The following is a 13,560-nucleotide window of genomic DNA, read 5'->3' as shown; positions in this document are numbered from 1 at the left end:
CTGGCTCACGCGCGGAAGCCGTTGAGCTTCGCGCCCGTCACCGGAGCCTCCGGCTTGAAGGTGTAGTCGAACGTCTTCGTCGCCCTGTGCTGGGGGTCGAAGTGCGGGCAGACCATCGGCCCGATCATTCCCTTGTTCGGACCCATCTCGATCCACCAGCCCGCGCAGGTACCGTCCGGCGTGCCCCAGCCGCTGCCCGGCAGCAGGTCCTCGATGTAGCCGGTGGCCCGCGTGGTGCCGTCGCTCTGCGGGCACAGGGATATCTCGCCGCGCGCGAAGGACGCCTCCTGCTTGGCGGTGACGCACGCGGTCGTCGACGCCGACGCGGACGGCGCCGCCTGCGAGGCCGGGGCGGACAGCAGGGTCAGGGCGCCGACAGCTCCGGTCATGGCCAGGGCGCGGGCAAGGCGTCTCATGGTGGTCCTTCTCTCCTCGGATCGCACAGCTGCCGCACCATCGCGGCGGCTCGACCGAGACAACCATGGACTTGATCAACCGCACCAGAGGGTTTCAACCGTCCGTACCGGACCGCATGCCCCCCACATGCGGACACGACGCGCGAGGTGCCCGCCCGTGGTGTGCGGTCACGGACGGGCACTGCGCGGTGCCTGGGTGATGGTGCCGAGACCACCGAACCGCCTCGGCTCAGTAGAACAGGAATGTCGCGTACAGGCCGTTGCCGACGTCCTGGGTGATGACTTCCCCGGCCCCGGCGCCAACGGTGTTGGCGGCATTGGCCACCTCGTAGACCGATCCGTAATTGCCCATCCAGTGCCAGGTCTTGACCTGCACCTTCACAGGGCTGGTGCTCACGGTTGCCGGCGTGTTCGGTGCGGGGTCGTCCGCGGCCATCGCGGGGGCCGCGAGGCCGATCAGCATCGCGGCGGGCGCGGCTGCCAGGGCGAGGGTTCGAAGACACTTCATGGTGACCTCCATGAAAGGCTCAGATGTTCGAATTCTCGAACATCCCAGATAACCGTAGGCGACTCCCGTCACGCCCGCCATCCGAGCCACCCGGACCACCCGGACCACCCGGACCGTCCGGTGGAGGCGGCTCCACCGGCACCGGACCGGCGTTGTCAGACCCTCCCCCTACAGTCCGTACCAGGAGTCAGGACCGCTGACGGGACACGGCCTACGGGGGAGAGATTCGCATGCGTCGATTCGGGGTTGAGCTGTACGACCGGTGGACCGCCCTGTGGAACGGGGACACCGGCCTTGCCGGGGAGATCATGGCGCCGGAGTTCCGTCTGCGGTACGCGCAGGCGGGGACCGAGACGTTCGACGACGTCCGGCGGCCCGGTGAGCTCGCGGACGTCATCGCGGGGTGGCATCGCCGACGGCCCGGATTGCGGTTCGTCGCCGAGGGGCCCGCTGTGGTCGACACGGAGGGCGACGACGGGACGGCACCGCACGGAGTCGTGGCGCGGCCCTATCGCGCGAGCTTCACCGGCGACGACGGGCAACTCGTCTCCCGGAGCGGGACCGACATACTCCGGTTCAGCGGCGGGCGCATCACCGAGGTGTGGTCGGTCTCCTCCGGGGCCGGTGGGCGGACGTTCTACTGAGCCGGCGTCTCCGTCAGGGTCCGCAGCGACGCCTTCAGGTTCGCCACGAACGCCTCGCGCGTGCCGTCGTCCAGGAGGTCCAGGGACAGGTACGGGTTGAGGTCCTCGAGCTCCACGAGCAGCAGCTCGCCTTCCGGTGTGCGGCAGGCGTCGACGCGCTGGATGCCGTGCTCGATGTCGTTCCAGTCGATGAAGCGCTGCGCGAAGGCCAGGTCGGCGGCCGTCGGCTCGTAGCGCTCCAGCTTCCAGCGCCGCTCCGGGTCCGGGGCGTACAGCGCGTACTGGAAGGTGTCGTCGATGAAGTAGAACGAGACCTCGTAGCGGAAGTGGATGCGGGGCTGGACCAGCACTCCCGCAGCCCACTCCCGCTCCCCCGGCTCCGGCCGCTCGAGGAACCGCAGGCCGATCGAGTCCGCGCCGGCCTTGGGCTTGGCCACGTACTCGGCCACCTCCGGCAGGCGGGCCAGGTCCTCCGCGCGGTCGACCGTCGGGATGACCGGGTATCCCGCCGCGCTCAGGTCGACGAGGTATTGCTTGCCGGCCATGTCGGCCCGGCCCGTGAGCTGGTTGTAGACGCGGACGTCGTTCTTCACGGCCCGGGCGCGGAAGTCCTCGTAGGCCGCCTCGTAGTGCAGCACCGGTCCGCTGTTGCGCACCACCACCACGTCGAAGGCGCCCGTCTCCATGAGCGCCGCCGCGTCCAGCGGGTGGCACAGCGCGATGTCGAAGTCCTCGCGCAGCCGCGACGTCAGGAAGATGTCCTCGTCGCAGTACCGCCGCCCCTTGGCCTCGTAGGCCAGGTCGGTGACGTACAGGACGCGGGCACGAACGTGGGTGCGGAAGTCATCGAGCGACATGATCACGAAACTACCCCGGCCACTCCCCCGCTGCGGGAACGGCGCCGTTACGCCGCCCCCACCACCTGCTTCTCCTCCGCGAAGTGGCACGCCGACTCGTGCGCGGCCGGGGTGTCGACGCCGGCGAAGACCTCCGGCACCGCCAGCAGCGGCATCTCCTCGGCGCACCGGTCCTCCGCCTTCCAGCAGCGGGTGCGGAAGCGGCAGCCGGAGGGCGGGTTCGCCGGGGACGGGACGTCGCCGGTGAGGATGATGCGCTCGCGGCCCTCGCGGGCGTCCGGGTCGGGGACCGGGACGGCCGAGAGCAGCGCCTGGGTGTAGGGGTGGGTCGGGTGGTCGTAGATCTGCACGTCCGTGCCGATCTCGGCCATCTTGCCCAGGTACATCACCCCGACGCGGTCGGAGATGTGGCGCACGATCGACAGGTCGTGCGCGATGAAGATGTAGGAGAGGTTGAACTCGTCCTGCAGCTTCTCCATCAGGTTGACGACCTGCGCCTGCACGGAGACGTCCAGCGCGGACACCGGCTCGTCGCAGATGATGATCTCGGGGTTGAGAGCCAGCCCGCGCGCGATGCCGATGCGCTGCCGCTGACCGCCCGAGAACTGGTGCGGGTAGCGGTTGATGTACTCCGGGTTCAGGCCGACGACGTCCAGGAGTTCCTGCACGCGCTTGCGCCGGTCGCCCTTCGGCGCCACCTCGGGGTGGATCTCGAAGGGCTCCCCGATGATGTCGCCGACCGTCATGCGCGGGTTGAGCGAGGTGTACGGGTCCTGGAAGACCATCTGGATGTTGCGGCGCACGGCCTTCAGGGCGCGCCCGGACAGCTTGGTGATGTCCTGGCCCTTGTAGAAGACCTCGCCGGAGGTGGCCGTCTCCAGGGTCATCAGCAGCTTGGCGACCGTGGACTTGCCACAGCCGGACTCACCGACGATGCCCAGCGTCTCGCCCTGGTAGAGGTCGAAGGAGACGCCGTCGACCGCCTTGACCGCGCCGACCTGCCGCTTGAAGAGGATGCCCTGGGTCAGCGGGAAGTGCTTGACCAGGTTGCGCACCTGCAGGATCGGCTCGCCGCGCTCCACCGGGGCGTCGAGGACGGCCTCGACCTCGGCGGTCGTCGACGCGTCGCTGACCTCCACCTCGGAGACGTTGGGCGTCGCGGCCTCGTCCTTCTTGCCGGTCTCAGCCATGGATCGTCTCCTTCCAGAAGTGGCACGCGCTGCCGCGGCCGTCGAGCTCCGCACCGTCCTGCTCGGTCACCCGGTGCAGGACGGGGACGTCCGTGCGGCAGATGTCCTGGGCCTTGGGGCAGCGCGGGTTGAAGGCGCAGCCGGCCGGGATGTTCAGCAGGTTGGGCGGCAGGCCCTTGATCGCGTAGAGCTCCTGGCCCTTCTGGTCCAGGCGCGGGATGGAGTCCAGCAGGCCCCGGGTGTACGGGTGGGCCGGGCGCTTGTACAGCTCGTGCACGGGCGCGGTCTCCACGATCCGGCCCGCGTACATCACCGCGATCTTGTCGGCGACGTCCGCCACGACACCGAGGTCGTGGGTGATGAGGATCAGGCCCATGTTGAGCTCGCGCTGCAGCTCGGCGAGCAGGTCCATCACCTGGGCCTGGACGGTGACGTCCAGGGCCGTCGTCGGCTCGTCCGCGATGATCAGGTCCGGCTCCAGGGCCAGCGCCATCGCGATCATGATGCGCTGGCGCATGCCGCCCGAGAACTGGTGCGGGTAGTCGCTGACGCGCTCCTTGGCGGCGGGGATGCGGACCCGGTCCATCAGCTCGATGGACTTGGCCTTCGCCTCCTTCTTGGACAGCCCCTGGTGCACCCGGAACATCTCGCCGAGCTGGTAGCCCACGCTCAGCACGGGGTTCAGGGACGACAGGGCGTCCTGGAAGATCATGGCGATCTTGCTGCCGCGGATCTTCCGGCGCTCCTCGGCGGACATCTTCAGCATGTCCTTGCCGCGGAAGAGGATCTCGCCCTGCGGGATCTTCCCGGGCGGCATGTCGAGGATGCCCATGACGGCCTGCGCGGTCACGGACTTGCCGGAGCCGGACTCGCCGAGGACGGCGAGGGTCTCGCCCGCGTTGACGGTGTAGTTGACGCCGTTGACGGCCTTGGCGACGCCGTCGCGGGTGTGGAACTCCACGTGCAGGTCGCGGACTTCGAGCAGCGGGGTGCCCGGGGCGTCGGAGGGCCGGGGCTCGGGGACCTTCGCGGTCTTCTCGATGGTGGTCACGTACGCCTCCCTCAGCGCAGCTTGGGGTCGAGGGCGTTGCGCACCGCATCGCCGAGCATGATGAAGGCCAGGACCGTGACGGAGACCATCAGCGCCGGGAAGAGCAGGACGTGCGGCGCGTTGCGCAGCTGGTCCTTGCCCGCCGAGACGTCGATGCCCCACGAGACGACCGGGTCGGCCAGACCGATGCCGAGGTAGGACAGGGTGGCCTCGGCCGAGATGTAGCCGCCGAGCGCGATGGTCGCGACGACGATCACCGGCGCGATGGCGTTCGGCAGGATGTGGCGCAGCAGGATGCGGCCGGTGCCGGCACCGAGGGCCTTGGCGGCCATGACGTAGTCCTGCTGCTTGATGGAGATCACCGAGCCGCGCATGACGCGGGCGATCTGGGTCCAGCCCAGGACGATCAGGGCCGCGGAGACCACCCACACGGTGCGCACGTCGAACGAGGTGAGCACGACCATGGCGCCGAGGAGGAAGGGGATGCCGGCGAAGATGTCGGTGAGGCGGGAGAGGACGCTGTCGATCCAGCCGCCGAAGTACCCGGCCATCATGCCGACGAAGCCGCCGAAGAGGGTGACGGCGGCCGTGACCACGACACCGACGATCACCGAGGCGCGGGCGCCGTAGACCAGGCGCGCCCAGATGCTGCGGCCCTGGCCGTCGTAGCCGAGCCACTCGCCCGAGAACACCTTCCCGAACTCCGGCTCCTTGAGGTAGGCACCGGTCAGGTCGCCGTTGCGCGGCGAGGCGCTGGTGAACAGGCCGGGGAAGCAGGTCATGGTCAGCAGCAGCACGATCAGGATCGCGGATGCCACGAACAGCGGGTTGCGGCGCAGGTCGCGCCAGGCGTCGCTCCACAGGCTGCGCGGCTTGCCGACCGGGCCGCCGGCGGAACCACCGGTCTGCACCGGGGACTTCGCGCCCTCGGAGTTCTCCTTCTCCACCTTCTCGGCGATGGCAGCCGGGTCCACGAAGGAGCCCTCGATTGCCTCAGGCATAACGGATCCTCGGGTCGAGCACGGCGTACAGGAGGTCGACGATCAGGCTGGCGCAGAGATAGACGATGACCAGCAGCGTCACGATGCCCACGACGGTGGAGCCCTCGTGGCGGTTGAGGGCCTCGTAGATCTCCCGTCCGATGCCCTGGACGTTGAAGATGCCCTCGGTGACCACCGCGCCGCCCAGCAGGGCGCCCAGGTCCGTACCGAGGAAGGTGACCACGGGGATCAGGGAGTTGCGCAGCAGGTGGATGCCGACGACGCGGCGCCGGGGCAGGCCCTTGGCGACGGCGGTGCGGATGTAGTCCGCGCGCTTGTTCTCGGCGATGGAGGTCCGGGTCAGCCGGGTGACATACGCCAGCGAGAGCGAACCCAGCACCACGGCCGGCAGGAACAACTGCCCGAAGTCCTCGGAGTTCTGGACCGTCGGGGTCAGCCAGCCGAGCTTCATGGCGAAGATGAACTGGAAGAGGTAGCCGAGCACGAAGGACGGCACCGAGACCAGCAGCAGGGTGAGGAACAGTACGCCCTTGTCCAGCCAGCGGTCGGCCTTCAGGCCGGCCAGGACGCCGAGGCTGATGCCGACGACGACGGTGAACGTGAAGGCGAAGAGGGCCAGTCGGAGGGTCACCGGGATCGCGTCCGAGATGACGTCGGCGACGGGCCGCTGGCTGGCGATCTGGGTGCCGAAGTCGCCCTGGAACAGGCCGCTGAGGTAGTTCCAGTACTGCTGCCAGAGCGGCAGGTCAAGGCCCAGATCGTGCTTGACCGAGGCGATCTGCGCCTCGTCGATGGCCTGTTCTCCCCACATGGCCCGGACGGGGTCGCCGGGCAGTGCGTACATCATGAGGAAGATCAGCAAGGTTGACCCGATGAACACCGGGATCATCTGGAGCAGTCGCCGCGCGACATAACGCCCCATGGTGCCTCCATGTGGATACGACGGCGCCGGGGGCCGCTCGCGCACAGCGGGGCTGTGGGAGGAGCGGCCCCCGGTGCCTTCCCGCCCCGTTCCGGGTTACGGGGGATGCGGGGGACCGGATCGGATGTACTCCGTGGGCGGACTACTTGGGGGTGACGTCGGTGAGGACGTAGTCACCGCGGTAGTCGGCCTTGACGTTGGTCACGTTCTTGGAGTGGCCACCGTTGATCCGGTAGTTCCACAGCGGGATGGCCGGCATCTTCTGCGCCATGGCCTTCTCGGCCTCCTGGTACAGCTTGACCGACTCCTCCAGGGTCTTGGCGTTGTCGCCCTTGTCGAAGAGCTCGTCGATGTTCTTGTCGGAGAAGCGGCCGCTGTTGGCCTCGGCGCCCGAGCGGTAGAGCTCGCGCATGAAGTTGACGTTCAGCGGGTAGTCGGCGACCCAGCCACCGCGGTACATCGCCTTGACCTTGTTCTGGTCACGCAGGTCCAGGTCGGCCTGGAAGTCCGGCTTGGGGTCGGCGAGGCACTCGACGCCGGTGTTCTGGCGGATGTTCTCGCAGACGGCCGTGACCCATTCCTTGTGGCCGCCGTCGCCGTTGAACTGGATCCAGATCTTGTTGCCCGGAACGCCGCCGCCTTCCTTGATGAGCTCCTTGGCCTTCTGCGGGTCGAACTTGAAGATGTCGACGCCCAGGTCGCTCTGGTTGCCCTCGACTCCGGGGGCGGTGAAGCTGGTGGCGGGGCTACGGGTGCCGTGGAGGACCGTCTTGGTGATGGTCTCGCGGTCGATCGCCTTCGACAGACCCTGGATGACCTTGGGGTCGACGTTCTTGAAGGGCTCGCTGTAGAACGCGGGGACGAGGGACTGGACGGCCGCGTACGGCTGGTCGATCGCCCGGTCACCGAGGTCGGCCTTGTACTTCGGCAGGTCCTTGGGACCGATCTGGCGGATCATGTCGAGGTTGCCCGACACGAGGTCCTGGTAGGCCGCCTCGACCGTGGAGTACTGCTTGAACTGGATGCCCTTGTTCTTGGGCTTGTCCTCACCCTTGTAGCCGTCGAACGCGGCGACCTGGATGAGCTTCTTGTGGTCCCACTTCTCGAACTTGTACGGGCCCTGGCCGACCGGCTTCTGACCGAAGCCCTTCGGGTCCTGGAAGAAGGCCTTCGGCTGCGGCATGAAGGGGACGTAGCCGAGCTTGTACTGGAAGTACGGTACGGCGTGCTCGAGTTCGACGCTCAGGGTGAGCTCGTCCTTGGCCACCAGACCCGACATCTTGTCGGACTTGGGGTCGCCCTTCTCGGGGTGGACGTCCGTGTAGCCCTTGATGTCGTTGAACCAGAGGCCGTTCTTCTGGTTGTTCTTGATGTTGGCGCCCCAGTTCCAGGCGTCGACATACGACTGGGCGGTGACCTTCTCGCCGTTGTGGAACGTCCAGCCCGCCTTGAGCTTGATCGTCCAAGTCTTCGAGTCCTCAGTGGTGATGGACTCGGCGGCGACGTTGCGGATCTTGCCCTTGTCGTCGAAGTTCACGAGCGGCGAGTAGAGGGCGGTGATGACGTTGTGACCCAACGTCTCGTTGGTGTCCGTCGGGTAGAGCGGGTTCTGCGGCTCGCCGACGTCGACGGACACGTAGCCCTCGGGCTTGCCCGAACCGGAACTGCTCTTACCGTCGCCGCCGCCGTTGCAAGCGGTCGCGCTCAGCGCAACAACTATCGCACCCGCGACCCACTTGGCGCTCTTGGCACCGCGCATGGGTATGCCTCCTCAAGAGTCCACTATTCGCTACAAGAGAGGCACCGGCCCCACGCTGACACCCCTGACAGCGGAGACGGAACCGGCACCTTCAGTGTGCTCGTGAGTCGGCGCTCCCCACAGCGCGTGACCCATTGACCCGAGCTCAGTGAACCCAACTATTAAGTACGACCGTCTTGTAAACCACACTTAAAGGGTCTCGCTTTGGTCACATCGATCACAGACACAGGCCCAAAATACGGACAAAGCGATCATAGACAGACACCCGCGAAACGGACTGTTAACACAACATCCGGATCGAGCTGACCGTCTTTCGGACAGCTCCCTGCGAAGGCCCGCAAACCGGAACTCGATCATCCGGATCCAGGTCGTCCCACGCCCGTGCCTCAGAGGCAGACCAGCGCTCCCGGACGGATCACGTAGTCGCCCGCGGCGCGCACCCGGAAGCGCTCCGGCGCGACGTGCGCGTCCACCGTCCACTCCAACTGGCTCTCCCCGATGGCCTGCCGGGCCAGGACGGGGAGCACTCCCCAGACCCCGGAGCCGACGTCGACCGGCCGCGGACCGCCGGGGCCCAGCTCGAAGCGGGCGCGGGCCGGACCGTTGCGGATGCCGAGGGCGTCCAGCATCGCGAAGGCGGAGTCGACGAGCAGGTCCTGCTCGGGGCCGCGGCGGGGCAGCAGCCGCAGACCGTTGACCGGATCCCGCCCCTCGGCGTCCCCGGGATGCCGGGATGTCCAGATGTCGCTCACGTGGTGCAGGCCGTCCAGGCTCACCGTATTGACGTGGTACGTGCACTCGGCCGGCCCGTCGGGCTCCAGGAGGCGGTCGGCGTCCCGCACCCCGGCGGCCAGCAGCGCCCGGGCCATCAGGGGCCGCTCCCGGCGGGCCGGGCCCAGCCGGGTGCCGTTCGTCCGCAGGCCCAGGCCCTCGGTCAGGACGTCCGCGGTGTCCGCACCGCTGCGCGCCCCGGCCAGCAGGGCGACGGGCCGGTGGGCGGCGACCGCGTCGAGGACCTCTTCGGCGACCCCCAGGCTCACGATGTTGGCGCGGAAGGCGGCCGGGCGGAACGAGGGCGCGTACGCCGGGGGGACCTCGGGCCGGCTCTGCACATGCACCAGGTCGTAGCCCCGCTCATGGAGGAGCGGGACGAGATGGCGCGCGGTGGAGTAGGCGTCGACGATCACGACGACGGGCTTGGCAGGCATCCTCGGCTTCTCCCCTGCTGTGGGAACGGCCCGGACGCGGCAGGGGCCGGCGCACCGGTCCCCTGCCGCGTCCGGGAGCACACGGCGGCTTACGCCTGCCCGGTGCGGACGATCATCTTTCCGGTGTTCTCCCCGCGGAGCATGCCGAGGAAGGCGTGCACCACGTTGTCGAACCCGTCCACCACCGTCTCGTCCGGAACGAGCCGTCCCGCCTGGATGTGCGGGATGAGCACGGACTCCATCTCCTCCTGCAGGTGCGGGTATTCACGCACCAGGAAGCCCTCCAGGCGCAGGCTCTTGCCGACCACGTCGTAGAGGTTGCGGGGCGCCGCGGGCGGCTCCTCGGGGTTGTTGTACGTCGACACGGCCCCGCACCACACGATGCGGCCGTGCGGGCGGACGACGTCGATCGCCGCCTCCAGGTGATCGCCGCCGACGTTCTCCAGGCAGACGTCCACCCCGTCGGGGGCCGCCTTGCGCAGGAGCCCGGTGACCGGGCCGTCGTGGTAGTCGAAGGCGGCGTCGAAGCCGAGGTCCTCGGTGAGGTGCCTGACCTTGGCCGCCGAGCCGGCGCTGCCGATCACCCGGCCGGCGCCCAGGATCCGGGCGAGCTGCCCGGCCGCGGTGCCCACGCCGCCGGCGGCGGCGGAGATGAAGAGGGACTCGCCCTCGGTGAACCGGGCGATCTGGGTGAGCGCCACATAGGCGCTCAGGCCGGTGCCGCCCAGCACGCTGAGGAAAGCGCTGAGGGGAACGCCCTCGGCCTGGGGCAGCACCCGGGCCTCCTCGGGCGTGACCACGGCGTGGGTGCGCCAGCCCTGGCGGTGGAAGACCAGGTCGCCGACGGCCAGGCGCGGGTCGTGCGACTCAAGGACCCGCCCGATCGAGCGCCCCTCGAGGGGGTTGTGCAGGCCCCACACCCCGTTCATGCACTCGCGCATGTACGGGTCGACGGAGAGGTAGAGGTTCTCGACCAGGGCGGTCCCGGGGCCGGCCGGCGGCATCTCACCGGGGACGAACGCGAAGTCGTCCGCGGTCGGGGCCCCCTTGGGCTCCTTGACCTGGTGTACGGCTATGAACCGGTCTGACATCGCAAACACCTTACTTTCGCGTGAAGTTGGCGAGGATGGGCTCGCCGCCCACCGGGTTGACGACCGCGTCGGTGAACTTGTCCGAGTACAGCGTCGAACCCTTGACGTACCAGACCGGCATGGCGGGCATGTCCTCGGCCACCAGGTCCTCCGCCTGCTGGTAGAAGGAGACGGCCTCCTCGGGGGTCGCGGCCCGGTTGCCCTTGGCCACGAGCTCGTCGAAGCGGGGGTCGCTCCAGCCGGTGACGGCCGTCGAGCCGTTCTTGGCGTACAGCGGGGTCAGGAAGTTCTCCATGCTGGGGTAGTCGGAGTTCCAGCCGCTGCGGAACATCCCGGTCATCCCATTGGCGTGGATCTTCTCCACGTACTGCGAGTAGGGCAGGTCGGCCTTGACCTCGTAGTCGATGCCCAGGTTCTTCTTCAGCTGCTCGCCGAGTTCGGCCATCCACACCTGGTGGTCGGCGCCGGAGTTGGTCCACAGCTCGAGCTTGCCGCCCTGCCAGCCGCCGGCCTCCGCGAGCAGCTGCCGGGCCTTGTCCGGGGCGTAGGAGCAGTACGCGCAGGAGCTGCGGGCGCCGGGGAAGACCGGGGAGACGAAGCCGTCGGCCGGGACGTGGGCGCCGTGGTAGATCTTGTCGATGATGGCCTTGCGGTCGACCGCCATGGAGATCGCCTGGCGGACCCGCTTGTCCTTGAAGCGCGCGTCGTAGGTCGGGAAGGCGATCCGCTGCAGGGAGGCCATGGGGACCTCGATGAGGTTCGCGCCGTACTTCTGCCGGGCCTCGGGCAGCTTGTCGCCGGGCAGCAGCTTGCGGACGACGTCCAGCTCGCCCTTCTCGAAGGCCGCGTAGCCGTCCGAGACGTTCTCCATCAGCTTGAAGGTGATGCGCTGGGACTTGCCCTTGTCGCCGGCGTAGCCGTCGAAGCGGACGGTCTTGATGACCTTGTTGTGCTCCCACGACTCGAAGCGGTAGGGGCCGTTGCCGATCGGCTTCTCGTCGCAGGCCTTGAGGTCGGCGAGGCAGGCCTTGGCCATCGGGTGGAAGCCGATGTAGCCGAGCATGGTCCTGAAGCCGCTGTACGGCTCGTTCAGCGTGACCTTGAAGGTACGGTCGTCGACCTTCTGCAGGCCGGAGAGCCGCTTGGCCTTGGGCGGGGCGGGCCGCAGCGGTCCGCTGCCGTCCGGGTCCGGGCCGGCCTGGAGGTCCGCGAAGCCCTGGATGCTGCGGAAGAAGTCGTTGTTGGCCTGCTCGTTGGGGCCGTACGCGGTGTGGTTCCACGCCCGGATGTAGGCGTCGGCGTCGACCCGCTCACCGTTGTGGAAGGTCAGGTTCTTCTTGAGCCTGACGGTCCAGACCTTCTGGTCGGCGGACGGCGTGATGGAATCCGCCTGCACGTTGACCGGCTGGAGGGTCTTGGGGTCGTAGCGCACCAGTCCGCTGTAGAGGACCGAGTCGACGATCAGGCTCTCGCTCTGGTTGACGTTGCCGGGGACGAGGTGCCCGGGCTCTTCCGCGAAGACCCGCAGCTCCCCGCCGTTGCCGGGCGGGCAGGCTGCGGCCGGGGAGGTGGTGGTCACGAGGGCGGCCGCGGTCGCCGCCGCTCCGGCGGCCAGCTTGGCGAGCATGGGTCGGGTGAGCATCGGTGTTCCCTAGGTTGACGAGTACGGAGCGGGCGGGGCCGGCGGTTCAGCCGGCGGTGACCCTGGGCCGGAAGCGGGCGGCCACCCAGACGCTGCCGAGGGCGAAGAGCAGCATGATCGCGGCGACGCTGACATAGCCGGTGCCGAGCGAGACCTTGGCGGCCTGCCCGACGAACGGCATCAGCACCACCGAGCCCAGGCCGATCGCCAGCAGGCGCAGCGAGGCCATCTTGGCCTTGTCCCCCTCGCCCGCGTGCTGCTGCAGCGAGGCGAGGAGCCAGACGAGGCTGTTGAGGTTGGCGAAGCCGGCCACCAGGAAGGCCGCGAAGTGGATCACGGGTTCCCCGGTGCGGGAGAGCAGCAGCGCGGCGGCGGCCTGAACCGCCAGCCACACCGGCAGCAGCCGCTGCTTGGCGGTGCGGGAGGTGAGGAAGGAGGCGGTGATCATGCCGGTGCCGAAGGTGGCCTCCAGGACGGAGATGTACCAGCTCCGCCCGTCGTAGAACCGGTCGACCAGCGGTACGACCAGGGTGCTCATGCTGTTGGCGAAGAGGAAGTCGGCCGTGCAGGTCACCACCATGGCGAAGACGACCAGTTCCCCCCGGTACTGGCGGAACATCTGCCGCCAGTCGCCGAGGAGGCCCAGCAGGGCGGTGCGCAGCAGGGCGGCGGACAGCGGCCGGGTGTTCTCCGACTTCTCCAGCCGTACGCGCGAGGCGACGAGCGCGCACGCGGCGGAGGCGCACACGCTCAGCAGGAGCGCCTTGGTGGGCGAGCCATAGGCGAGCACCACGCCCAGCAGGGCCATCCCGATGACCACGCCGACCTGGAAGGCCATGCCGTTGACGGCGTTGAACTTCACCACGGCCGTTTTGCTGATGTGGTGGGCGGTGAACTTGAACAGCGCGGCCCGTTCGACGTTGTCGAAGACGGCCAGCAGGACGGCGGCCGCCATGATGAACGGCACCGGGTCGCCGATGTGCGCGACGGTGATCCCCACGATCGTCAGCACGCAGGCGGCCTTGGCGGCCGCCGCCGCGATGTAGACCCGGGTGGAGCTGAGGGCGTCCACCAGCGGTCCGCAGAACGGCAGCACGCAGATGGCCCCGATGCCCTGGGAGGCGAGGACCGTCACGAACGCCTGGGTGCTGCCGGTGAGTTCGAAGAGGACCTGACCGAGCGCGAGGACGTTCAGGCCGAAGCCGAGGCTGGACATCAGGATGGCGCCCAGCATGCGGCGGGCCTTGGCGTCCTGCCAGACCGTCTTCACA

The 13,560-nt window shown here is 68.6% G+C and carries 13 protein-coding genes; 1 reads left to right on the top strand and 12 read right to left on the bottom strand.

Annotation, left to right across the window (positions count from 1 at the left end; all coding sequences use genetic code 11):
• Window positions 1-5 precede the first annotated feature (5 nt).
• Together ACIGXW_RS09835 and ACIGXW_RS09830 are read right to left on the bottom strand one after the other, a co-directional pair.
• Window positions 6-416: a hypothetical protein gene (locus ACIGXW_RS09835; RefSeq protein WP_399571741.1), complete on the bottom strand. Its 411-nt coding sequence runs from the start codon at window positions 414-416 to the stop codon at window positions 6-8.
• A 229-nt stretch (window positions 417-645) separates the two neighbouring features.
• The gene (locus ACIGXW_RS09830) at window positions 646-924 is read right to left on the bottom strand and encodes a hypothetical protein (RefSeq protein ID WP_399571739.1); all 279 of its coding nucleotides are present in this window, start codon (window positions 922-924) and stop codon (window positions 646-648) included.
• 230 nt (window positions 925-1,154) lie between these two features.
• Between ACIGXW_RS09830 and ACIGXW_RS09825 the strand changes: the two genes are divergently transcribed.
• Window positions 1,155-1,568, top strand: coding sequence for a nuclear transport factor 2 family protein (locus ACIGXW_RS09825; RefSeq protein WP_399571737.1), 414 nt, complete (start codon window positions 1,155-1,157; stop codon window positions 1,566-1,568).
• Here the strand turns inward: ACIGXW_RS09825 and ACIGXW_RS09820 are convergent.
• The 10 genes from ACIGXW_RS09820 to ACIGXW_RS09775 all read right to left on the bottom strand — a co-directional run bounded on the left by ACIGXW_RS09820 (window position 1,562) and on the right by ACIGXW_RS09775 (window position 13,559).
• Window positions 1,562-2,425 carry a hypothetical protein gene (locus tag ACIGXW_RS09820; RefSeq protein WP_399571734.1) on the bottom strand — a complete coding sequence of 288 codons (864 nt, stop codon included), beginning with the start codon at window positions 2,423-2,425 and terminating at the stop codon, window positions 1,562-1,564. The genes ACIGXW_RS09825 and ACIGXW_RS09820 overlap by 7 nt on opposite strands.
• Before the next feature lie 47 nt (window positions 2,426-2,472).
• The gene (locus ACIGXW_RS09815; RefSeq protein ID WP_360906599.1) at window positions 2,473-3,615 is read right to left on the bottom strand and encodes a dipeptide ABC transporter ATP-binding protein; all 1,143 of its coding nucleotides are present in this window, start codon (window positions 3,613-3,615) and stop codon (window positions 2,473-2,475) included.
• Complete coding sequence (locus tag ACIGXW_RS09810; protein ID WP_399571732.1) at window positions 3,608-4,666, bottom strand: ABC transporter ATP-binding protein; 1,059 nt, start codon at window positions 4,664-4,666, stop codon at window positions 3,608-3,610. The genes ACIGXW_RS09815 and ACIGXW_RS09810 overlap by 8 nt, the downstream gene beginning before the upstream one ends.
• An 11-nt stretch (window positions 4,667-4,677) precedes the next feature.
• A complete protein-coding gene (locus ACIGXW_RS09805; RefSeq protein ID WP_399571728.1) occupies window positions 4,678-5,667 on the bottom strand; it encodes an ABC transporter permease in 990 nt (329 codons plus the stop codon).
• Window positions 5,660-6,589, bottom strand: a complete 930-nt coding sequence (locus tag ACIGXW_RS09800) for an ABC transporter permease (RefSeq protein ID WP_399571726.1) — start codon at window positions 6,587-6,589, stop codon at window positions 5,660-5,662. The genes ACIGXW_RS09805 and ACIGXW_RS09800 overlap by 8 nt, the downstream gene beginning before the upstream one ends.
• Before the next feature lie 142 nt (window positions 6,590-6,731).
• Window positions 6,732-8,348: an ABC transporter substrate-binding protein gene (locus tag ACIGXW_RS09795; RefSeq protein ID WP_399571724.1), complete on the bottom strand. Its 1,617-nt coding sequence runs from the start codon at window positions 8,346-8,348 to the stop codon at window positions 6,732-6,734.
• Between the two features lie 386 nt (window positions 8,349-8,734).
• Complete coding sequence (locus ACIGXW_RS09790) at window positions 8,735-9,556, bottom strand: hypothetical protein (RefSeq protein ID WP_399571721.1); 822 nt, start codon at window positions 9,554-9,556, stop codon at window positions 8,735-8,737.
• Between the two features lie 89 nt (window positions 9,557-9,645).
• Window positions 9,646-10,647 carry an NADP-dependent oxidoreductase gene (locus tag ACIGXW_RS09785; protein WP_399571719.1) on the bottom strand — a complete coding sequence of 334 codons (1,002 nt, stop codon included), beginning with the start codon at window positions 10,645-10,647 and terminating at the stop codon, window positions 9,646-9,648.
• A gap of 10 nt (window positions 10,648-10,657) precedes the next feature.
• Window positions 10,658-12,289 carry an ABC transporter substrate-binding protein gene (locus ACIGXW_RS09780; RefSeq protein ID WP_399571717.1) on the bottom strand — a complete coding sequence of 544 codons (1,632 nt, stop codon included), beginning with the start codon at window positions 12,287-12,289 and terminating at the stop codon, window positions 10,658-10,660.
• 46 nt (window positions 12,290-12,335) lie between these two features.
• The gene (locus tag ACIGXW_RS09775) at window positions 12,336-13,559 is read right to left on the bottom strand and encodes an MFS transporter (protein ID WP_399571715.1); all 1,224 of its coding nucleotides are present in this window, start codon (window positions 13,557-13,559) and stop codon (window positions 12,336-12,338) included.
• Window position 13,560: the final 1 nt, after the last annotated feature.

The sequence above is a fragment of the Streptomyces sp. NPDC053079 genome (assembly GCF_044546695.1).
In the GTDB taxonomy this organism is placed as follows: Bacteria; Actinomycetota; Actinomycetes; order Streptomycetales; family Streptomycetaceae; genus Streptomyces.
The sequence above is the reverse complement of the archived record's forward strand: the minus strand, read 5'-3'. Positions and strand labels throughout refer to the sequence as shown.